Genomic DNA, 18678 nt, shown 5'->3' with positions numbered 1-18678 from the left:
GGCCCCGCACGCAGTTGCACAGGCCCCGCACGCGGCTGCACACGGTCACGCGCAGCTACGGGCTGCCACGGGCTGCCACAGTCACCCGGCCCGTCGCGACGCGGACGCCCGAACACGCCGGCGCACCGGCACACGGGGTGCCGGCGCGCCGATCGGTGATCACGGTGTGTCGCGACGGCGCGCGGATTCGACGGCTTCGGCGGCGGTGGAGCCGCGGTGGATCAGCTGCTGCCCGAGAGCGGCCAGGGCACGGCCGACGGCGAGTTCGTCGCCGATCGCCGGGTCGGCGGGGTCCTGGGCGCTGCGGTGGGCCTCGGCGTCGACCTCGATCAGGTTGACACCGGTGTCGAGGACGGCGTGCGCCTGGGTGAGGTCGCCGACCTCGACCAGCCGCAGGCGTACGGACCAGTCGGTGGTGTGCGGTTCGGGCACCGCGGCTCGGGCGCTCACCGCTGCTCCTCCTGCTGGGGCGGCTCGGCGAGCCGCTCGCCCTCCGCCGGCGGTTCCTCCCAGGCACGCATGTTCTGGTCGGAGGTGATGCCTTCCAGGGGGTCTGCGGCGCGGATGTCGTCCTCGTCGCGCTGCGCCTTGTCGTTGAGCCTGTCGTTCATCTCGGACATCCTGGGCTCCTCGCTGTCGGGCCCCCACTACTCCCTCCAGCCTGCTCCTGCCGAACGTTTCAGTCGAGTTCGGCCAGCAACGCGGGGTTGACGGCGGCCAGCACGGTCCGCAGGTCGGCTTCGGCGACGGCGGGCCACAGGACGGCGCGGGCATCGCGGTAGCGCGCGGCGAGCCGGTCGCGGTCGGCCTCGGTCAGCCGGGCGGACCGGTCGGCGCGGGAGTTGTGGGCGTTGTCGGCGATCTTGACGAGCGTGGCGGCGTGGTCGGTGACGATGTCGAGCAGCATCGTCCGGTAGTCCGTCCCGGGTTCCCGGGTGACCCGGCGGACGGTCGCGACCACGGCGACGGGGATGCCGGCGGCGAGCAGGTCGTCGGCGCGGGTCGGGGTGTCCTCCAGCACGTCGTGCAGCAGCGCGGCCATCTGCAGGCCGGTGCCGAACGCGGCGACGCCCGCCGCCACCGCGCGGACGTGTTCGATGTAGGGGACGCCGATCCGGTCGTGCTGTCCGGCGTGTGCACGGGCGGCGAGGGCGTCCACTTCGGCGAGGGTCGGCGAACGCACGGTGAGTCCCCCCTGGATGAGCGACGATCAGGTGTCGGAAAATATAGTCCGTTCGACGGAAGGAAGTGATCGTCCGGTGCGGGTGACCCCGATCTCCCCGGAACGCCTGGTCGACCTGCTCGCGAAGCGGATCCACCAGCTGCCCGGCGAGGTCCGGTGCGGGTGACCCCGATCTCCCCGGAACGCCTGGTCGACCTGCTCGCGAAGCGGATCCACCAGCTGCCCGGCGACTCGGACCGCCGCCTGCGGGTGGCGGTCGACGGTGCGGCCGCCGCCCGGCCCGGGGAACTGGCGGACGCGCTCGTGGAGCCGCTGCGGCTGCTCGGCCGGCCGGTGCAGCGGGTGTCGGCGGGGGACTTCCTTCGTCCGGCTTCGGTCCGCTTCGAGTACGGCAAGCAGGATCCGGACGCCTTTCACGACCTGTGGCTGGACGAGGGGGCGCTGTTGCGCGAGGTCCTCGACCCGCTGGAGCCGGGCGCGGGCGGCCGGATCCTGCCCACCTTCTGGGATCCGGCGACCGACCGCTCCACCCGGGCCCGCTACCTTCAGCTGCCGCCGCGCGGCGTGCTGCTGCTGGACGGACCGTTCCTGCTCGGCCGCTGGCTGCCGTTCGAACTGACCGTGCACCTCACCCAGTCCTCCGCCGCGCTCGCCCGCCGCACGCCCGCCGACCTGCACTGGACGCTGTCCGCCCACGAGCGCTACCGCACCGAGACCGACCCGGCCGCGCTCGCCGACCTCACCGTCCGGGTGGACGACCCCCGCCACCCGGCCCTGGTCGAGCAGGACTGACACTCCTCGGCCGCCCGCGCCCGACAGCGGCAACAACCGACCGCCGCCCGGCAGCGGCGATCGACCGGCGCTGTCAGCCGGTCGGCGCCGGACCGCGCTGGCAGCGCGGGCACCAGTACGCGGTGCGGTCCTGTGCGTGGGTGCCGGTGCGGATCGGTGTCCCGCAGCGCACGCAGTTGCGGCGGGCCCGGCCGTACACCCAGTTCTGGCAGCCGGGCCGGGTGTCGCCGGTGGTGACGTGGCCGTGCCGCAGCTTGTTGGCGTCCAGCAGCTGGTGGGCCCGGTGCAGCAGCCGGTCCAGGTCCGGCAGTTCGGCGACCGGCAGCCACGGGGTGACTCCGGCCAGGAAGCTGAGTTCGTTCGCGTACACGTTGCCGATGCCTGCCAGGTTCCGCTGGTCCAACAGCGCCGCTCCGACCGGGCGTTGCGGGGCGGCGAGCAGGCGGCGGCGGACCTCTGCGACGTCCCAGTCGGGGCCGAGCAGGTCGGGGCCGAGGTGGCCGACCACCCGGGCTTCCTCGGCGGTGCGCAGCAGTTGCACCACGGGCAGCCGGTAGCCGACCGCGGTGCCCTGTTCGGTGCCGAGGATCGCCCGGATCTGGAACGCGGGCCCGCTGCGCCAGCGTTCGCCGGGCCGGAACACCTGCCAGCGGCCGTCCATCCGCAGGTGGGTGTGGAGCGTCACGCCGCCCTCGAACCTGGTCAGCAGGTGTTTGCCGCGCGGCACCGTCTCCAGCACCCGGCGGCCGGTGAGGTCGGCGGTGGCGTGGGCGGGCACGCGCAGGTCCGCCACCGTCAGGACCCCGCCGGCGAGCGCGTGGTTGAGCTGGGTGGCGACCAGGTAGATGCTGTCTCCTTCGGGCACTCCCCCATCATGCCGCCCGCCACGGACACCGCGTCCCGGCCTGCTCCCGCCCGTCTGCCGACAGGAAATTCCCTGGTCGGGCGGCACGCCGCTGTTCTAGGTTGGCTCGATGACGATCACTCACGAGGTGGCCGGCACCGGCCCCGCCGTACTGCTGCTGCACTCCTCCGTCTGCGACCGGCGGATGTGGGACGGCCAGTGGGACGCACTGCGCGAGGCCGGGTACCGAGTCGTGCGGTGCGACTTCCGCGGTTTCGGGGAGACCCCCTGCGCGGACGCGCCGTACAGCAACCTGACCGACCTGGAAGAGCTGCTCGACGAGCTCGGCATCGACCGGGTCTCCCTCGTCGGCGCCTCCTTCGGCGGCAACCTGGCCGCGCAGTTCGCGGCCCTGCGCCCGGAGCGCGTGCACTCGTTGACGCTGCTCTGCCCGGGCAGTTCGACGCACGAACCGAGCGCCGAGCTGGTGGAGCTGGGCGAGCGGGAGGTCGACCTGGTCGAGTCCGGCCGGCTGGACGAGGCGGTCGAGCTGATGGTGGACACCTGGCTCGGGCCGGACGCGGACGAGACCGCCAAGGCCAAGGTCCGGCTGATGCAGCGCAACGCGTACGAGGTGCAGCTCGCGCCCGAGGAGGAGATCCACCCGACCGAGATCGAGGTGGACCTGCGCAACGCCGTCGCCCCCGCACTGGTCTTCGGCGGCAGGCACGACGTGGACGACTTCCGCCGGATCGCCGTCGACACGGCGGCTGCGCTGGCGGCCGGCGAGTACCGCGAACTCCCCTGGGCCGGCCACCTGCCCGCTCTGGAGCGCCCGGCCGAGGTGGCAGAGCTGCTGATCGCCCACCTCGGCGAAGTGTGGAAGGCCTGACGGCACGTCAGCGGCGCACTATCCGAATTCCCTCCCTCGGGTGAACTCCAGCACTCTGTTCGGACCTCGGAGCCCGCTCGCAGCCACCCGCGGGAGGCCCCTGCGCCTCGCTTCCGCACCTCACTTGGCCAATCTCTGCATCGCAGAACCGATTCGGCATTGGACAACCACACCGGTCAGTCGGATCGAACGGGCCGTGCGAAGGGTTCGAAAAAACGGATGCACGCGTCCGATCGCGCTGATTTGATTCCGCATGATCAACCTCCACGAGAGGACGCACCACACCCTTGGACGGCACGATGCGCAACACCCTGCACGACACCGACGTCACCCCCACCCCTGAGGGGGAGGCCGGCGGGCCGGCGGCCGTCCTGGCCCGGCTCGAAGAGTTCTACGACGCCGTTCCCCGGTTCTCCGCGACCGCCGAGGAACACGGCCCGCTCACCCTGTTCGTCCGCACGGGGCCGGGCTGGCACTACTACGGGCGCCCGACCCTGGGCGGCAACGGGCCGTTCACCGCGGCCGACGTCGACCTGGTCCGGGCCCGCCAGCGCGAGTTGGGCGCACCGGAGAGCTTCGAGTGGGTGCACGAGACTTCGCCGGGTCTCCGCGCCGCAGTCGAGGCTTCCGGCCTGGAGGTGCACGAGCACCCGCTGCTGGTCCTGGAGCTCGACGGCCCGTCGACCGCCGCTCCGGCGGCGGAGGACGGCCCGGAGGTCCGAGTGCTGACGACCGACGACCCGCTGCTGCCGAGCGCCGTCGCCGTTCCGCACCTCGCTTTCGCCGAGCCCGGCACCACGGTCGGCGAGGCCGGCTTGGAGCAGCTGGCCGAGGCAACCAGGACGGCGATGGCTGACGGTCTGGTGACGCGGATGATCGGGCGAATGGAAGCCGGCCGCACGGTCATCGCCGCGACGGTCGGGCCGGACGGTCAGGCCACCGCCTCCGGCTGCCACCAGCCGGTCGGCGGGGTCAGCGAGATCGTCGCGGTGGCGACGCTCCCGTCCCTGCGACGGCAGGGCCTGGCGCGCCGAGTCACCGCACACCTGGTCGAGCACGCCCGGGCCACCGGGATACGCACGCTCTTCCTGTCCGCGAGCGACGACTCCGTGGCCCGGATCTACGAGAGCGTCGGCTTCCGCCGCATCGCCACCGCCCTGATCGCCGAACCTGCCGCGGAGACCGCCACGTCCTGACACCGCATCACCGCCCGCGCCCGCGCTCGCCGGGCCCACGGACCAGCAGGCCCACGGGTCTGCGAGCCCACAGGTCCACGGACCCACCGTAAGCAGGCCGTCCCGGCCGGTCGGCAGCCCCTGTCGATCGACCGCTCGGATCAGCCGTCGCGGTCCGGCAGCGCCTGGTCGTCGCTGAGCAGATCGGCCAGCGGGTCGCCCTGTTCGGCGAACCGGTCGAGCACCTCCTCCGGGCTGAAGGTCAGTTCGGCCGGGTCGGTGCACTGCTCGACCTCGCTCCAGCTCACCGGGGCCGACACCCCGGGAACGCTGGTGGCGCGCAGGGTGTAGGGCGCGGCGGTGGTCTTCGCCGTCGCGTTCTGCGACCAGTCGACGAACACCTTTCCCCGGCGCAGCGCCTTGGTCATCCGGGACACGACCAGGGCGGGGTGCTCACGGGCGAGGCGTTCGGCGAGGGCGCGCGCGTAGTCGCCGACCTGCCGGGCGGGGGCTGGGCGCAGCGCGGCATAGAGGTGCAGTCCCTTGCTGCCGGAGGTCTTGGGCCGGCAGACCAGGCCGTCGGCGGCAAGGGCTTCACGGATCAGCAGCGCGACCTGACAGCAGTGGGTGAGGTCGGCGCCGGGTCCGGGGTCGAGGTCGACGACCAGGCGGTCGTGGGCGTCGGGTCCGCTCTCGGCGGTCCACTGCGGGACGTGCAGCTCCAGGGCGTAACCGTTGGCGACGGTCATCAGTGTCGGCAGGTCGTCCACGGCGACGCGCTGCTTCGGTCCTTCGTGGCTGGGTGCGGTCACCGTGTGCACCCAGGCGGGCAGGCCGGGTGGCGGGTTCTTGGCGAAGAACCCCTCCTCGCCGATCCCGGAGGGGAAGCGCAGGAAGCTGGCGGCGCGGCCGCGCAGGTGCGGCAGCATCGCGGGGGCGATCTGCGCGTAGTAGTAGAGCGCTTCGCCCTTGGTCCACCCGGTGGCGGGCCACAGGACCTTGTCGAGGTGGGAGAGGACCAGGCGGCGGCCCTCGACTTCCGTGACCTGTCGCTCGGGCATACCGTGGGAAATCCCCGCGAAAGGGCCTTGCCATGCCACAGGTCACCTGGAAAGGCGTCATCACGTTCGGGCTGGTCAGCGTGCCGGTCCAGCTGTATGCCGCCACCGAGGAGCACAGCGGCCCCGCTCTGCACCAGGTGCACGCGAAGGACGGCTCACGCATCCGGTTGAAGCGGTTCTGCGAGGCGGAGGAGAAGGAGGTTCCGTACAGCGAGATCGCCAAGGGGTATGAGTCCCCGGACGGTCGGCAGGTGGTGCTCGACGACGAGGACCTGGCGGAGTTGCCGCTGCCGAGCAAGAAGGTGGTGGACGTGCTGGCGTTCGTCCCCGCCGAGTCGATCGACCCGCTGATGTTCTCCAAGGCCTACTACGTGGCCACGGCCGACAAGGCCCCGGCGAAGCCGTACGTGCTGCTGCGGGACGCGCTGCGCGAGTCGGGGCAGATCGCGGTGACCAAGGTGACCATGCGGACCAGGGAGTCGCTGGCGGTCCTGCGGGTGCACGAGGACACCTTGGTGCTCCAGACCTGTCTGTGGCCGGACGAGGTCCGCTCGGCGCAGGGGATGGCGCCGGACGAGAAGGTGACGGTCCGTCCGCAGGAGCTGAAGATGGCGCGTTCGCTGATGGACACGCTGTCGGAGGACTTCGACCTGTCCGCGCTTCACGACGAGTACCAGCTGGCACTCCAGGAGGTGATCGACGCCAAGCTGGCCGGGGTGGAGGCCCCTCATCTGGAGGAGCAGGCCGAGGGCGGCGAGGCCGAGGTGATCGACCTGATGGCGGTGCTGCGCAGCAGCGTCAAGGCTGCCAAGGGCGAGCACGGCCGGGGCGCGAAGGGCGGTCGGGCCGCTGCCGGGTCGGGGGCGGACGCCGAGGCGACAGACGCGGGTGCGTCGACGGGCGACGATGCCGCGAAGCGTACCCGGAAGGCAGCGACAGGCCGGAGCGGGGCGGCGGCGAAGAAGACCGCCAAGGCGCCGACGCCCACCAAGAAGGCCGCGGCGAAGAAGTCCGCCGCACGCAAGGCGTCCTGACGCCCCGTCGGTCCCACACCTCCCGGGAGCCCCGGAACTCCCCGGGCTCCCACACCTCCCGGGTGCAACGGAACTCCGGCGATTCCGGGGACAGCGAGCAGACACGGCTCCGGGCGCGCAGCCCCGGCTGGGGCGAGGCTGCGCGGCGGTGCGGTGCGGACGGGACCGCGGATCAGGAGAAGACGACGGAGCGGAGCTTGAGGCGGTCGGAGGCGCGGCCGCCGGGGCGGAGCGAGTAGTAGTCACCGTCGCAGTCGGGGCCGGTGAACATGGTGGCGGTGGCGCTGGTGAGGTTCTGCGGCGCGAAGGCGGGTTCGGTGGTGTCGGGGTCGGCGACCTCGGGGAGGGTGTGGCAGTCCCGGCTGTCCGGGTCGACGAGGACGCCCGATGTGCGGTTGCCGAAGTCGTCGTAGTAGGTGTACCGGAATTCGCCGACGGCCGCGGCGGCGGGGCATGGCGTGGCGAACAGCAGGGCGAGCGAGGCGACGGCGGCGGCAGCCGTGTGACGCAGGTGCATGGGGGTGGTACGGCCTTTCCGATCGGGCGCCGGAATCGGCGGGTCCGGTCCGGCGCGCACCACCGTAGTGAGGGGGCCCGGTGGCGAATCGGTTCTTCCCGTGCACGTCGCGCGCCGTCGCACCGGCCGTGCACGAGCTGCCGGGAGAGGTGCGACGGAGGCCGATGGGATGGGCGCGGCGCGCGGGGCAAATGGGTCGTCCGGGGACGAAACGCCATTGCTAGCACGGCGGTTCGGCCCGACGTTCGCATGTTAGAACCGGCGTCCAGCGGGCAGATCTGTTCCTACCTGGGACGTAGGGACGCGCCGGCAGGGGACGCCGGTCGCGCCTGCCTGGCGGCGCGGAGGTGGTTGATGGACGGACCGGCACTCTCCCCGCGTGAGCTCCTGATCCTTCATCAGATCGAGGCCGAGCTGGGGAGCGATCTGGAGCTGGAACGCGAGCTGCGCACGATGCGACCGGCGAGGTTGGCACGGCTTCGACGGTCGCTGGTCGCCAGGCCACGATCAGTGGTCGCGGTGATCGCATGCTGTCTGGCCGTGTCGTTCGGACTGTTGGGACTGGCGGTGGCGCTACGGGCACCGGCGCTGCTGGTCGCCGTGGTGGCGGCCTGGGGTACGGCGCTGGCGGTCCTGCTGGCGCTGGCACGCTTCACTCGGCGCGCCCGGAATCGATAGCGGGCGGGGCCGGCAGCGGCCGGGATCGACAACGGGCAGGGTCGACAACGAGCGGAGCCGCCGGCGAGGGACCCTGATGGCGGGCGCACCGCCCGCGCAACGAACGTGATCGGCCGACGCACCGCCGCAGAACGACGGGCGTCGGCCGATCGACGTCGCAGGGCCCGATGCGCGCCCGATGCCACCGGAACGGGCCGCGGACTCGACGGCCCGAGCCGTCGGAGCAGCGGCCGGCGTCAGACCCCGGGCAGGCCGGTCTCCACGCCGTCCAGGGCGTGCGAGCAGAGGCAGTCGCGGGTGGCGGGCAGCGATTCCAGGGTCTTGAACAGGACGCTGCGCAGGCGGTCGACGTTGCGGGCGAAGACCTCCAGCACCTCGGCGTGGGTGACGCCCTCGCCGGTCTCCACCCCGGCGTCGAGGTCGGTGACCAGCGTCAACGAGGTGTAGCAGAGGCCGAGTTCGCGGGCCAGCGCGGCCTCGGGGTGGCCGGTCATGCCGACCACCGACCAGCCGTTGGCAGTGAACCAGCGGGATTCCGCGCGGGTGGAGAAGCGCGGTCCCTCGATCACCACCAGGGTGCCGCCATCGACGGGTTCCCAAGCGAGCGAGCGGGCGGCGGCCAGCGCGGCGTTCCGGCCGTCGGGGCAGTAGGGGTCGGCCATCGGGATGTGCACCACCTCCGGCATCGAGCCGTCGGGAAGGCTCCGGCCGTCGTAGTAGGTCTGCACCCGGCCGGAGGTGCGGTCGACGAACTGGTCGGGCACCAGCAGCGTGCCGGGACCGTACTCGGGGCGCAGCCCGCCGACGGCGCACGGGCCGACGATCTGACGCACCCCGAGCGAGTGCAGCGCCCACAGGTTCGCCCGGTAGTTGATGCGGTGCGGCGGCAGCCGGTGGCCGTGGCCGTGACGGGGCAGGAAGGCGACCCGCCGGCCGGCTGCCTCGCCGATGAACAGGGCGTCGCTGGGCGGCCCGTAGGGCGTCTCGACGCGCACTTCGGTGACGTCGTCGAGCAGCGCGTACAGCCCGGATCCGCCGATGACGCCGAGTTCGGCGGTCGGGGCGCCGTCGGTGCGGGGCGGGTGGACGTCGGCCATGGCTCTCCTAGGCTCTGCCGGTCGAACGCGGGCCCGGCACGGCCCGGCGCGCCCGGCGGGTCTGCGGCTGGGGTGCCGTCCGGCGGGCGTGCGTCCCGCCGTGGGCACGGTGCCACCCTACGAGCAGTCAGGCCCGGCGTCCCGCACCGGACCTGACCGCTTCGCCTCACCTTCGACCTCCCTTCGGCATCTCTTCGGCGTCCCTTCGGCATCCCTTCGGCATCCCTTTCGACTCCCCGTGCCCGGCGGCCGAACGCTCCGCCTGCCCGACGGCCGAACACTCCGCGCATCCGACCGTCGCCTGCCCCGTGTGCGCGGGCGTCGTGCGGTAGGTGCGCTCCCGGTCGGTGGTGGCGTCCGCGTACAGTGGCAGCCCAGGTCGGCGCGGTGACGGGACGGTGTGATGAACGACGGGCGGCTGGCGGTGCACTCCGGCGGTGTCGGGGCGGGGGCGGCGCACCGGGCACTGTCGTGGCGGGTGCGGCCGCCGGCGCCGGACGCGGCGGTGCTGGTGTTGCACGGCGGGCGGGAGTTCGGCCCGGAGCCGGTGCCGGCCCTGAACCTGCCGGGCCTGCGGATGCGCCCGTTCGCGCGGGCCGTGGAGCGGGCGGTCCAGCACGGTCCGGGCGGGGACGCGGGCCGGTCGCTGGCGGTGGGCACGGTGCACTACCGCTGCCGTGGCTGGAACGGTGAGCGCGCGGACGCCGCGCGTGACGCGGAGGCGGCGCTGGCGGAGTTGGCGGAGACGCTCGGGCCGGTGCCGACGGTGCTGATCGGGCATTCGATGGGCGGCCGGGCGGCGCTGCGGGCGGCCGCCCACCCGTGTGTGCAGGGAGTGGTGGCGCTGGCGCCGTGGTGTCCGCGGGACGAGCCGACCGAGCACCTGCGGGGCCGGTCGGTGCTGATGCTGCACGGCGACCGCGACCGGGTGACGCCGCCTGCGGACACCGATCTGTTCGCGCTGCGGGCCCGCGACCACGGCGCGCGGGTGGCCGGCTACCGGGTGTTCGGCAGCGGCCACACCCTGATGCGCCGGGCCGGCGACTGGCATCGCACCGCGGCAGGGTTGGCGCTGGCCCTGCTGGGCCTGGCGGCACTGCCCGAGGAGATCGGCACCGCACTGGCCGTGGAGGCCGGCGGTTCGGACGGCGTGTGCATTCCGCTCGCCGGCCGCCGCTGAGCCCGTCCCGGTAGGCCCGCCGGCCGCCGCTGAACCCGCCCCAGTAGGCCCGTCGGCCGCCGCTGAACCCGCCCCGGCGGGACGGCCGGACACGCGCCTCGGCCGTGCGGAGCCGGCGGCTGGGTGACCGGTCGATGACGGGCGGTGCGGGCCGGTTCTCCGGCTCGACGAGGGCGGGCCGGGGGCGCACACTCCGGGGGAGGAGACGTCCGCCAACCGTATGAGGGAGGACCCGGCCATGGGGATCAGCCTGACCACTGATCGGCTCGTCGTCCGCGACTGGACGCCCGACGACGCCGAGGACGCGCTGGCCGTGTACGGCTCCACGGACGTCGCCCGCTGGCTGACGCCCGCGATGGCCCGGGTCACCGACGTCGACGCGATGCGGACGGTGTTGCAGGCCTGGGCGCAGGAGCAGCCCGGGCTGCTGCCGCCGCGCGGGCGCTGGGCGGTGGAGCGCCGGGAGGACGGGAAGGTGGTCGGCGGGTTCGGCATCCGTCCGCTGCCGCCCTACGAGGAGGACCTGGAGATCACCTGGCAGCTCGCCCCGCACGCCTGGGGCCAGGGGTACGCGACCGAGGCGGGCCTGGCCCTGTTGCACTGGGCGTTCACCAAGGACGTCGAGGAGATCTTCGCGGTGGCCCGGCCGAAGAACGAACGGGCGCACGCGGTGGCGAAACGGCTCGGGATGCGCTGGGTCGGCGAGACCACCAAGTACTACGACCTGAACCTGCAGGTGTACCGGATCCGCCCCGCCGACCTGCCCTGATCCCCCGCCCCGCCCCTCACCGCACCGCCGCCGCCCGCACCGCCGCCGCCCGCACCGCCGACCTCCCGCCCCGCCCGGGCGGGTTTCGGCGGGCTTTCAGACTCGGCAGAGGCGCGCGGCGAGGTCGGCGGGCAGCGGGTAGCGGCGCTCGTCGGGAAGCAGCCGGCGGGCCTGTTCGGTGCGGCCGACGCGGACCAGCTCGGCGGCGCGCCGGATCTGCGGGGTGAGGTCGGTGAGGGAGACGATCCACTCGTCGACGAGGGTGCGGACGGTCTCCCGCCCCAGGCCGACCTGGATGCTGTAGTGGTTGAGCGCCGCCCCGCGCAACGACCGCTCCGGATCCCACTGGACGTGCACCTCGGCCGCCGCCAGGCGCTGCTGGTCCCCGGTGGTCAACTCGGCTGCCGCCAGGGCCCGTTCCCAGCCCCGGCGGGTGATCCGGACGGCCAGGATGCGTTCCTGCCCCGGTTTGGTGGCCCAGTTGCTGCGGTGCAGCAGCCAGGGCAGCGAGGGCTTGATCCAGGTCATCCGCCGGAACGAGAACGGTGCCACGAACCGCCCGGCGCGCAGCGCGGGTTCGGCAATGGCCGGCGCGTACGCCTGGTAGACCACGATCGTGCTGTCGTCGAAGTCGGCGCGCACCGCGTGCAGTTCGGACGATTGCCCGGACGCGGCGGGGCCGCGCGGCGAGTGCCGGGACGACGGCTGTCGGGGCGAGCTGGGCTGCTGAGCCATCCTCCGACCCTGCCATCCACCCGGGCCCACCGGCCACGCATTTTCCGGTCCGGCGGCCGGGCGGCTGTTCGCAGGGGGCTTGCCGTGCCGACGGACCGTCAGCCCTTGGCGGGCACGCGGGCAGGCCGGACCGGGTGCTTGCTCAGGATCGAGACGCGGTTGAAGGCGTTGATGGTGACGGCGACCCAGATCACGGCGGAGATCTGCTCGTCCCCGAACACTGCCCGGGCCTGCGCGTACGCCGCCTCCTGGGCGGTGGAGTCGGCGGGGTGGGTGGTCGCCTCGGCCAGCGCCAGGGCGGCCCGCTCGCGCTCGTCGAACACCTCGGTGTCACGCCAGGCGCTCAGCACGCCGAGCCGCTGCACACTCTCGCCCGCCTGCAGCGCGGCCTTGGTGTGCAGGTCCAGGCAGTAGGCGCAGCCGTTGAGCTGCGAGACCCGCAGGTTGATCAGTTCGACCAGACGGCGGTCGAGGCCTGCCTCCGCGCCGGCCACGCGGACCGTCTCGGCGGTGGAGAGCATGGCCCGGAAGACCTGCGGGTGCTGCTTGTCGATGTAGACCCGCCGGCCGGTCGTGATGGTCGCCACCTCGGTCACCTTGAGCTCCTCCGCCTACGCGCTGGTGTTTGTCGGACGATACGCTCCATAATAGTTGAAGCTGAAACGATTTGCCGCGCGCGCAGGACAATCAGAACACGTGAAACGAGCGGAACGAGTCGCACGGAAGCCCCGGCTTCCGGACGGCACGGGAGGGAGCACCACCATGAGCACCGCCGAGAACAGGCCCCGCCCGGCCACCGTCCGCGTTCTCCCACCGCGGGACGTCCCGCTCGGCGGACCGCGCGCGATGACCGTCCGTCGCACCCTCCCCCAGCGCGAGCGCACCCTGATCGGCGCCTGGTGCTTCATCGACCACTACGGCCCCGACGACGTCGCCACCACCGGCGGCATGGACGTCGCCCCGCACCCGCACATCGGACTACAGACCGTCAGCTGGCTGTTCAGCGGCGAGATCGAGCACCGCGACAGCCTCGGCGTGCACGCGTTCGTCCGCCCCGGCGAGCTCAACCTCATGACGGCCGGTCACGGCATCGCCCACTCCGAGACCTCCACGGCCGCCACCAGCATCCTGCACGGTGTCCAGCTCTGGGTCGCCCTCCCCGACGAACACCGCCACACCGCCCGGGACTTCCACCACCACGTCCCGACTGCCGTCACCTTCGACGGCGGCGAGGCCCGCGTCTTCCTCGGCACCCTGGCCGGCGACACCTCCCCCGTCCCCACCTTCAGCCCGCTCCTCGGCGCCGAAATCACCCTCGCCCCGGGCGCCACCCTCACCCTCGACGTCGACCCCGCCTTCGAACACGGCCTCCTCGTCGACCAGGGCGACATCACCTTCGCCGGCACCCCCCTGCACCCCGCCGACCTCGGCTTCCTCCCCGCCGGCCCCACCACCCTCACCCTCACCAACCCCTCCCCCACCCCCGCCCGCCTCGTCCTCCTCGGCGGCACCCCCTTCGAGGAGGAGATCGTCATGTGGTGGAACTTTATCGGCCGATCCAGTGAGGAGATCGTACAAGCACGAATCGACTGGGAGAAGGGGGTTCGCTTCGGCGAAGTCCAGGGTTACCCGGGCGACCGACTGCCCGCCCCGGAGCTTCCGAACGTGGCCTTGAAGGCGCGCGGAAACCGCCTCTGACCTGCGATAACTCCCCCTCGGCGCAGCCCTGGCCGTAGGCGCTGGGAGGCACCTGCGGCCAGCCCCGGCGGCAGCTCCGGGAGGCCCGCGACCGGCTCCGGCGGAGGTCTCACCGAGGACCGTCACCGCCTCGTCGATTCCCATCTGTGGGCCCGTTTTGCAGGGTTCGGGTGGATGAATGCTGACCTTTTGCTGACTTTTCTGACGGACCATCAGCCGCCACAACCCGCAGGTGGCGGACGTGAGCCCGCCGGCGCCGGCGGCCGGGTCGGCACGGCGGCTCGCCCCGTTCGGCGGCCTTTCGCCCCTCGCAGCCGGCCTTCGGCAGGACCGTCGGCGGGCCATCGCCCGGGCTCTGCCCTCGCGCTCCTGGATGGTGGTGCCGCGGCAGCGGGCGCCGGAGCCGACCGGCAAGCGGCACTCTGGCCTGCTGGTTCGACATCGGGTGCGCCCGCGGAGGAAGGTAGGCGACGTCGGGTGACTGTCCGCGGCGTCGGTCAGGGGCAGCGGGGCAAGGGAGCGGGCGGTGGGCGATCGGAGCGGGATCGAGTGGACGGAGGCGACATGGAATCCGACCACCGGATGCGACCGTGTCTCGGCCGGCTGCGACAACTGCTATGCACTGACGCTGGCGAAGCGGCTCAAGGCGATGGGCACGGCGAAGTACCAGGTGGACGGTGACCCTCGGACGTCCGGCCCCGGGTTCGGCCTGACGCTCCATCCGGACGCGCTGTCCGTGCCGTACGGGTGGCGGGGACCGCGCACCGTGTTCGTGAACTCGATGTCGGACCTGTTCCATGCGAAGGTGCCGCTCGATTTCGCACGTCGGGTCTTCGCGGTGATGGCCGACACCCCGCAGCACACCTATCAGGTGCTGACCAAGCGGGCCCGTCGCCTGCGCCGCGTGGCGGACCGGCTGGAGTGGCCGCCGAACGTGTGGGTCGGAGTCTCCGTGGAGAGCGCGGCGGAGCTGGATCGGGTCGACGATCTGCGCGCCGTTCCCGCGGCCGTGCGGTTCCTGTCCTGCGAGCCGCTGCTCGGCCCGCTGGAGGATCTGAACCTGGCGGGCATCGACTGGGTGATCGTCGGCGGGGAGTCGGGGCCGGGCCATCGGCCGATGCAGGAGGAGTGGGCCCTGGGCGTGCGCGACGCCTGCCTGCGGGAGGACGTGGCGTTCTTCTTCAAGCAGTGGGGCGGGCGCACACCCAAGGCCGGCGGCCGGCTGCTGGACGGCCGGACGTGGGATCAGATGCCGCTGCCGCTCACGGTCTGATCGGCGGGAGCACCCGAAGGTTGTGGACCGGTGAGCCGGTGCCGTCGCTCGGCGTCCCGCCCGCCGTCCGCAGATGCTTGACCGCTTTGCGGGCCACCGTCTCGGGTACCTGGCCGTAGAACTCCCCGAAGACCGCTGCCGTGTGTTCGACGAGTTTGAAGGGCCGTCCCGGGCGCAGCAGTTCGGCGATGTTCTCGGCCATCGCCGGGATCGCCTGTTGGTGGATCTCCGTCGGGTCGGGGCGTTGCAGGCTCGACGTGGAGAACAGCGCGTCCTCCTCCTCCCTGAGCTCCAGTCCTTCCCACCAGCTGTCGCGGGCACGGGAGTGCGCGTCGCCGAAGGCCCACAGCCCGTGGTTGCTCCGGGTTCCGAACACGAGGTTGTAGACCGCTTTCTGGCCGGGGGCCTTGGTGACCGGGACGGAGACGGTGTGCATGCCCGTGGCCGCTCCGAGGCGTTCGCAGTATTCGGCGGCGACCCTGTCGTCGGCGTCCCGGCTGTAACCGGCGGCGAAGTGCTCCCGCCACCAGCGCCCGCCGCAGACTTCGTCCAGGCGTTCGTTGGTGCGTTCGTTTCCCTTGTCGGAGGTGGAGTTCCCACCGATGCGGCGCACCGCCACCATGCTGAAGTTGAGCAGCAGTTCGGTCGGCGGCCAGGTCTCCTTTCGACGCCGCGCCAGGACGTCGACGAGGGTGGTGAACGGCAGTCCCAGCCCGCAGGGGTCGAGGAAGAGGAAGAGCGGCCGCCCGGTCGCGGTTTTCAGGACCTCGTCCAGCAGTCCGAGGACGTCGCCGTGGAAGGCGCGGGCGTCGACGCCCCGGCTTCGGTACTCGCCGACGAGCGCTTCGAGCCGGGCGAAGGAGGAGGCCGACCGCTCGGCGAAGAAGCACGTCCAGCGGACCGCGGCCCTGGCCTGGTGGTCCGCGGCGATCCTCAGGACTGTGTCGACCGATCCGGACTCGCCGTTCTCGTACCGGCCTTCGCCCGCGTAGCCGTCCAAGTACACGACCTCGCCACCGCTCTTCGACCCCGTCATTCCCCCGAACTTGGGTATGTAGCGGCTGAGCAGCGAGTGCTTGAACACGCTTGGCAGAGCGGGCGCGTGCCAGTACTCCCCCGAGGTGCCGTTCGACATCCGTCCCCCTTCACGACCGGTGGCACATGTCAGGCGGTGCTCGATCAAGCGTGGGGGAACTGCATCGTCGGCGTAAAGACCTCGTATCGGCCGAGGATCTACGGCGGACACCCCGGCCGCCGACCCGCGCGCGGTGGCGCGCAGGCCGGCGGCCGGGGCGGGCCATCAGCGGCGGCGTGCGGGGACGGGGTTGAGTTTGGCGGCGAGGGCCGAGATGAAGGTCGGGAGCTTGTCGACCATGGCCTTGGGGACAGGGGTGGTCTGGACGGTTCCCTTCCTGATGTCCTGGAGGACGAGGGTGTAGACGCCGTTCTCCTCGACGAGTTCGGCGGCGTAGAGCAGTGTTTCCATCGGGGGTCCTAGGCTTGGGTGCGGGTGTCGTTGAGCCAGGCGTCCCACTCCTTGACGGCCTGCTGCTCGGCGGTGTCCTCGGCGAACAGGTGGTGGCCCAGCCAGATCGGCACGTTCCAGGTGCTGCCGTTGAAGAAGCGGTAGAGGGCATCGGGGCCGCGCAGGCCGACGAAGTCGGTGCTGAGCCAGTCGACGACCACCTCGACAGAGCCGTCGGCGGGACCGGGGCCGAGGAGCGCGAAGCGGTCGCCGACGGCCGCGTCGTCGGCGAGGCCGAGGCGTCGGCGCAGGGCGGCGAAGTCGGCCGGGTCGGCGGTGGGTCGGGGATGCTGGGCCCGGACGTAGACGGCGGGGCGGCCGGCGAAGTGCCGGAGGTATTCGGCGAGGGAGTGCTGGTAGAAGTCGACGTGCTTCTCGGCGGCGTCCGACTTGGCATCCCAGGCCCAGGCTTCATCGACGGTGCCGGTGTGCACCCAGTGGATTCCCATCCGCAGGTGGCTCGTTCCGCCAGCTGCGGGCTCGATGCGGTAGCTGAGCGTGTTGGAGAATCCGCCCTCCTGGGTCGCCCGGACGGCGAAGTGGTGCGGCGGTTCCCAGGCGGTGACGGTGGAGTCGCCCCGGGTGGCCTTTCCGCCGACGCGCGGCTCGACCTCCATCGGGTAGAGCCAGCCGCGGTTTCCGGCGCCGGTGGCGACCGCGTCCCAGACCTGCTCGGGGGTGCCGGGCAGGTCCTGCTCCCGACGGACCTCGAACTCTCTGGCCATGGTAAGTACTCCTTCGTCGTTCATGGGTGAAAGGTCAGCGGGAGCGCGGTCAGCCGCCGTTGCAGCGGGTTGGGCCGCCAGTCCAGCGCTGCCTCGTCGGCCAGCCGCAGGTGCGGCAGGCGGCGGGCCAGGGTGCCGATGGCGACCTCCGCCTGGAGCTTGGCCAGCGGGCCGCCGAGGCAGAAGTGCGGGCCGTGGCCGAAGCTCAGGTGGCGGTTGCCGGGGCGGGACAGGTCGAGCCGGTCGGGGTCCTCGAAGCGCTCCGGGTCGCGGTTGGTCGAGCCGAGGAACAGGTACACCAACTCGCCTTCCCGCAGCGTCCGTCCGCCGATGTCGAGGTCCTCGGCGACGACCCGGACGATCGCCTGGGTCACCGTGTCGTAGCGGGCGAGTTCGTCGACGGCGCCGCGGATCAGGCCCGGGTCGGCACGCAGCCGGGCGAGTTGGTCGGGGTGGCGGAGCAGGGCGAGGACGGCGTTGCCGACCAGGTGAGTGGTCGTCTCGGTGCCGGCGGTGATCAGGACGAAGCAGGTGGAGAGCAGTTCGGAGTCGGTGAGCCGGTCGTCGTGCTCCTGGGTGGCGACCAGCGCGCTGATCAGGTCGTCGCCGGGTTCGGTCCGGCGTTGCCGGATGAGCCCGGACAGGTAGTCCTCGTACTGGTCGATCGCTTCCTCGGACTTGTCGATGTCCTCGCCGAGCCGGCCGAAGCGCTGGAACCAGGTCTCGACCTGCGGGCGGTCCTCGGGCGGGATGCCGAAGAGCTCGCAGGTGACGGACATCGGCATCGGGACGGCGACCGCCTCGATCAGGTCCATGGCCGGTCCGGCGGCGATCGCCTCGTCGACGAGCCGGTCGACGATCCGCTGGATGCTGTCGCGGAGGGCTTCGACCCGCCGGGCGGTGAAGGCCCGGTTGGCGAGTTTGCGGAGCCTCGCGTGGTCCGGCGGGTCGGTGTTGGTCATCACCCGGCCGAGCCGGTCGGTGAGCCGGCTGAAGGCTTTCAGGTTGCCGCCGAGCGCTTCGTAGGCGCGGGTCATCCGGTCGCGGTCGTTGGACAGCCTCAGGTCGCCCAGCGCCGTCTCGACGTCGGCGTACCGGGTGAGGTACCAGATGCCCTGGTCGCTTTTGTGGACGGGGCTCTCGCGGCGCATCCGGGCGTAGAGGGGGTACGGGTCGCGCCGGGCTTCGGGGGTGAGCAGGGCGGCCGCGAAGTCCTCGGGCCGGGCGGGGCCCGCGGCGTCGCGGGCCCCGTCGAGGGTCTCGGTGGTGGTCATGTCGGCCGCGCTACCGCTGGGAGTCCATGGCGTCGGCGAGGCTCTTGGGCCGCATGTCGGTCCAGGCCCGCTCGACGTGCTCCAGGCAGGCGGCGTGGGTGTCGGGGCCGTGGGTGACGGTCCAGCCGTCGGGGATGTCCGCGAACTGCGGCCAGAGCGAGTGCTGGTTCTCGTCGTTGACGAGCACGAGGAAGGTGCCGTCCTGGTCGTCGAACGGGTTGGTCAT

At 72.4% G+C, this 18678-nt stretch carries 23 protein-coding genes; 9 read left to right on the top strand and 14 right to left on the bottom strand.

The genetic code is table 11. The annotated features are described in order from the left end of the window. Positions 1 to 159: 159 nt before the first annotated feature. The 3 genes from CG736_RS38220 to CG736_RS33480 are packed head-to-tail and all read right to left on the bottom strand — an operon-like array spanning position 160 to position 1183. A complete protein-coding gene (locus CG736_RS38220; protein ID WP_229847972.1) occupies positions 160 to 450 on the bottom strand; it encodes a dsRBD fold-containing protein in 291 nt (96 codons plus the stop codon). Further along, positions 447 to 620: a hypothetical protein gene (locus CG736_RS38215; RefSeq protein ID WP_232734355.1), complete on the bottom strand. Its 174-nt coding sequence runs from the start codon at positions 618 to 620 to the stop codon at positions 447 to 449. Before CG736_RS38215 ends, CG736_RS38220 begins: the two co-directional genes overlap by 4 nt. 59 nt (positions 621 to 679) lie before the next feature. Further along, a complete protein-coding gene (locus CG736_RS33480; protein WP_100589887.1) occupies positions 680 to 1183 on the bottom strand; it encodes an HD domain-containing protein in 504 nt (167 codons plus the stop codon). 156 nt (positions 1184 to 1339) lie between these two features. Here CG736_RS33480 and CG736_RS33475 point away from each other — a divergent pair, with 156 nt between their 5' ends. Then, positions 1340 to 1975, top strand: coding sequence for a uridine kinase (locus CG736_RS33475; RefSeq protein ID WP_100589886.1), 636 nt, complete (start codon positions 1340 to 1342; stop codon positions 1973 to 1975). Between the two features lie 73 nt (positions 1976 to 2048). Here CG736_RS33475 and CG736_RS33470 read toward each other — a convergent pair whose 3' ends face one another. Further along, positions 2049 to 2840: a DNA-formamidopyrimidine glycosylase family protein gene (locus CG736_RS33470; protein ID WP_100589885.1), complete on the bottom strand. Its 792-nt coding sequence runs from the start codon at positions 2838 to 2840 to the stop codon at positions 2049 to 2051. A 109-nt stretch (positions 2841 to 2949) separates the two neighbouring features. On the opposite strand from CG736_RS33470, the gene CG736_RS33465 reads away from it, so the two are divergent. Then, the gene (locus CG736_RS33465) at positions 2950 to 3711 is read left to right on the top strand and encodes an alpha/beta fold hydrolase (RefSeq protein WP_100589884.1); all 762 of its coding nucleotides are present in this window, start codon (positions 2950 to 2952) and stop codon (positions 3709 to 3711) included. Positions 3712 to 3998: 287 nt separating this feature from the next. Further along, positions 3999 to 4907 (top strand): GNAT family N-acetyltransferase, encoded by a 909-nt coding sequence (locus CG736_RS33460; RefSeq protein ID WP_232734354.1) that lies wholly within the window; start codon positions 3999 to 4001, stop codon positions 4905 to 4907. A gap of 140 nt (positions 4908 to 5047) precedes the next feature. Here the strand turns inward: CG736_RS33460 and ligD are convergent, their stop codons facing one another. Continuing rightward, positions 5048 to 5947, bottom strand: coding sequence for a non-homologous end-joining DNA ligase (gene ligD / locus CG736_RS33455; protein ID WP_100589883.1), 900 nt, complete (start codon positions 5945 to 5947; stop codon positions 5048 to 5050). A 32-nt stretch (positions 5948 to 5979) separates the two neighbouring features. Here ligD and CG736_RS33450 point away from each other — a divergent pair, with 32 nt between their 5' ends. Next, entirely contained in the window at positions 5980 to 6981 is a 1002-nt protein-coding gene (locus tag CG736_RS33450) for a Ku protein (protein ID WP_100589882.1), read from the top strand. A 172-nt stretch (positions 6982 to 7153) separates the two neighbouring features. Here CG736_RS33450 and CG736_RS33445 read toward each other — a convergent pair whose 3' ends face one another. Further along, positions 7154 to 7498 (bottom strand): hypothetical protein, encoded by a 345-nt coding sequence (locus CG736_RS33445; protein ID WP_100589881.1) that lies wholly within the window; start codon positions 7496 to 7498, stop codon positions 7154 to 7156. 354 nt (positions 7499 to 7852) lie between these two features. Here CG736_RS33445 and CG736_RS33440 point away from each other — a divergent pair, with 354 nt between their 5' ends. Next, the gene (locus tag CG736_RS33440; RefSeq protein WP_100589880.1) at positions 7853 to 8176 is read left to right on the top strand and encodes a hypothetical protein; all 324 of its coding nucleotides are present in this window, start codon (positions 7853 to 7855) and stop codon (positions 8174 to 8176) included. Positions 8177 to 8412: 236 nt separating this feature from the next. Here CG736_RS33440 and CG736_RS33435 read toward each other — a convergent pair whose 3' ends face one another. Continuing rightward, on the bottom strand, positions 8413 to 9273 hold the full coding sequence (locus CG736_RS33435) for an S-methyl-5'-thioadenosine phosphorylase (protein WP_100589879.1): 861 nt from the start codon (positions 9271 to 9273) through the stop codon (positions 8413 to 8415). A gap of 403 nt (positions 9274 to 9676) precedes the next feature. Between CG736_RS33435 and CG736_RS33430 the strand changes: the two genes are divergently transcribed. Both CG736_RS33430 and CG736_RS33425 read left to right on the top strand, forming a co-directional pair. Continuing rightward, positions 9677 to 10453 carry an alpha/beta fold hydrolase gene (locus tag CG736_RS33430; protein WP_100589878.1) on the top strand — a complete coding sequence of 259 codons (777 nt, stop codon included), beginning with the start codon at positions 9677 to 9679 and terminating at the stop codon, positions 10451 to 10453. Positions 10454 to 10691: 238 nt separating this feature from the next. Next, complete coding sequence (locus CG736_RS33425; protein ID WP_100589877.1) at positions 10692 to 11222, top strand: GNAT family N-acetyltransferase; 531 nt, start codon at positions 10692 to 10694, stop codon at positions 11220 to 11222. A 96-nt stretch (positions 11223 to 11318) separates the two neighbouring features. Here the strand turns inward: CG736_RS33425 and CG736_RS33420 are convergent, their stop codons facing one another. Together CG736_RS33420 and CG736_RS33415 are read right to left on the bottom strand one after the other, a co-directional pair. Beyond that, a complete protein-coding gene (locus CG736_RS33420) occupies positions 11319 to 11957 on the bottom strand; it encodes a DUF4291 domain-containing protein (protein WP_100589876.1) in 639 nt (212 codons plus the stop codon). A gap of 98 nt (positions 11958 to 12055) precedes the next feature. Then, a complete protein-coding gene (locus CG736_RS33415) occupies positions 12056 to 12544 on the bottom strand; it encodes a carboxymuconolactone decarboxylase family protein (RefSeq protein ID WP_369880801.1) in 489 nt (162 codons plus the stop codon). Positions 12545 to 12719: 175 nt separating this feature from the next. Between CG736_RS33415 and CG736_RS33410 the strand changes: the two genes are divergently transcribed. Beyond that, the gene (locus tag CG736_RS33410; protein WP_100589874.1) at positions 12720 to 13655 is read left to right on the top strand and encodes a pirin family protein; all 936 of its coding nucleotides are present in this window, start codon (positions 12720 to 12722) and stop codon (positions 13653 to 13655) included. Positions 13656 to 14181: 526 nt separating this feature from the next. Beyond that, positions 14182 to 14928 (top strand): DUF5131 family protein, encoded by a 747-nt coding sequence (locus CG736_RS33405; RefSeq protein ID WP_100589873.1) that lies wholly within the window; start codon positions 14182 to 14184, stop codon positions 14926 to 14928. On the opposite strand, the gene tcmP is transcribed toward CG736_RS33405, so the two are convergent. From tcmP to CG736_RS33380, 5 genes are all read right to left on the bottom strand, one after another. Continuing rightward, entirely contained in the window at positions 14918 to 16111 is a 1194-nt protein-coding gene (tcmP, locus tag CG736_RS33400; protein WP_157815829.1) for a three-Cys-motif partner protein TcmP, read from the bottom strand. The genes CG736_RS33405 and tcmP overlap by 11 nt on opposite strands. 117 nt (positions 16112 to 16228) lie before the next feature. Beyond that, positions 16229 to 16414 (bottom strand): hypothetical protein, encoded by a 186-nt coding sequence (locus tag CG736_RS33395; protein WP_100589871.1) that lies wholly within the window; start codon positions 16412 to 16414, stop codon positions 16229 to 16231. 8 nt (positions 16415 to 16422) lie between these two features. Further along, positions 16423 to 17178, bottom strand: a complete 756-nt coding sequence (locus CG736_RS33390; RefSeq protein WP_100589870.1) for an SRPBCC family protein — start codon at positions 17176 to 17178, stop codon at positions 16423 to 16425. A 20-nt stretch (positions 17179 to 17198) separates the two neighbouring features. After that, a complete protein-coding gene (locus tag CG736_RS33385) occupies positions 17199 to 18452 on the bottom strand; it encodes a cytochrome P450 (protein ID WP_100589869.1) in 1254 nt (417 codons plus the stop codon). Between the two features lie 10 nt (positions 18453 to 18462). Continuing rightward, the gene (locus tag CG736_RS33380) at positions 18463 to 18678 is read right to left on the bottom strand and encodes an MbtH family protein (RefSeq protein WP_100589868.1); all 216 of its coding nucleotides are present in this window, start codon (positions 18676 to 18678) and stop codon (positions 18463 to 18465) included.

The sequence above is a fragment of the Kitasatospora sp. CB02891 genome (assembly GCF_002803145.1).
Taxonomy (GTDB): Bacteria; Actinomycetota; Actinomycetes; order Streptomycetales; family Streptomycetaceae; genus Kitasatospora; species Kitasatospora griseola.
The sequence above is the reverse complement of the archived record's forward strand: the minus strand, read 5'-3'. Positions and strand labels throughout refer to the sequence as shown.

Excerpts from the sequence above, each read along its gene's own strand:
- CG736_RS38215 (WP_232734355.1), bottom strand. The coding sequence starts at position 620 with ATGTCCGAGATGAACGACAGGCTCAACGACAAGGCGCAGCGCGACGAG.
- CG736_RS33465 (WP_100589884.1), top strand. The coding sequence starts at position 2,950 with ATGACGATCACTCACGAGGTGGCCGGCACCGGCCCCGCCGTACTGCTG.
- ligD (WP_100589883.1), bottom strand. The coding sequence starts at position 5,947 with ATGCCCGAGCGACAGGTCACGGAAGTCGAGGGCCGCCGCCTGGTCCTC.
- CG736_RS33450 (WP_100589882.1), top strand. The coding sequence starts at position 5,980 with ATGCCACAGGTCACCTGGAAAGGCGTCATCACGTTCGGGCTGGTCAGC.
- CG736_RS33445 (WP_100589881.1), bottom strand. The coding sequence starts at position 7,498 with ATGCACCTGCGTCACACGGCTGCCGCCGCCGTCGCCTCGCTCGCCCTG.
- CG736_RS33440 (WP_100589880.1), top strand. The coding sequence starts at position 7,853 with ATGGACGGACCGGCACTCTCCCCGCGTGAGCTCCTGATCCTTCATCAG.
- CG736_RS33435 (WP_100589879.1), bottom strand. The coding sequence starts at position 9,273 with ATGGCCGACGTCCACCCGCCCCGCACCGACGGCGCCCCGACCGCCGAA.
- CG736_RS33430 (WP_100589878.1), top strand. The coding sequence starts at position 9,677 with ATGAACGACGGGCGGCTGGCGGTGCACTCCGGCGGTGTCGGGGCGGGG.
- CG736_RS33425 (WP_100589877.1), top strand. The coding sequence starts at position 10,692 with ATGGGGATCAGCCTGACCACTGATCGGCTCGTCGTCCGCGACTGGACG.
- CG736_RS33420 (WP_100589876.1), bottom strand. The coding sequence starts at position 11,957 with ATGGCTCAGCAGCCCAGCTCGCCCCGACAGCCGTCGTCCCGGCACTCG.
- CG736_RS33410 (WP_100589874.1), top strand. The coding sequence starts at position 12,720 with ATGAGCACCGCCGAGAACAGGCCCCGCCCGGCCACCGTCCGCGTTCTC.
- CG736_RS33395 (WP_100589871.1), bottom strand. The coding sequence starts at position 16,414 with ATGGAAACACTGCTCTACGCCGCCGAACTCGTCGAGGAGAACGGCGTC.
- CG736_RS33390 (WP_100589870.1), bottom strand. The coding sequence starts at position 17,178 with ATGGCCAGAGAGTTCGAGGTCCGTCGGGAGCAGGACCTGCCCGGCACC.
- CG736_RS33385 (WP_100589869.1), bottom strand. The coding sequence starts at position 18,452 with ATGACCACCACCGAGACCCTCGACGGGGCCCGCGACGCCGCGGGCCCC.
- CG736_RS33380 (WP_100589868.1), bottom strand. The coding sequence starts at position 18,678 with ATGACCAACCCGTTCGACGACCAGGACGGCACCTTCCTCGTGCTCGTC.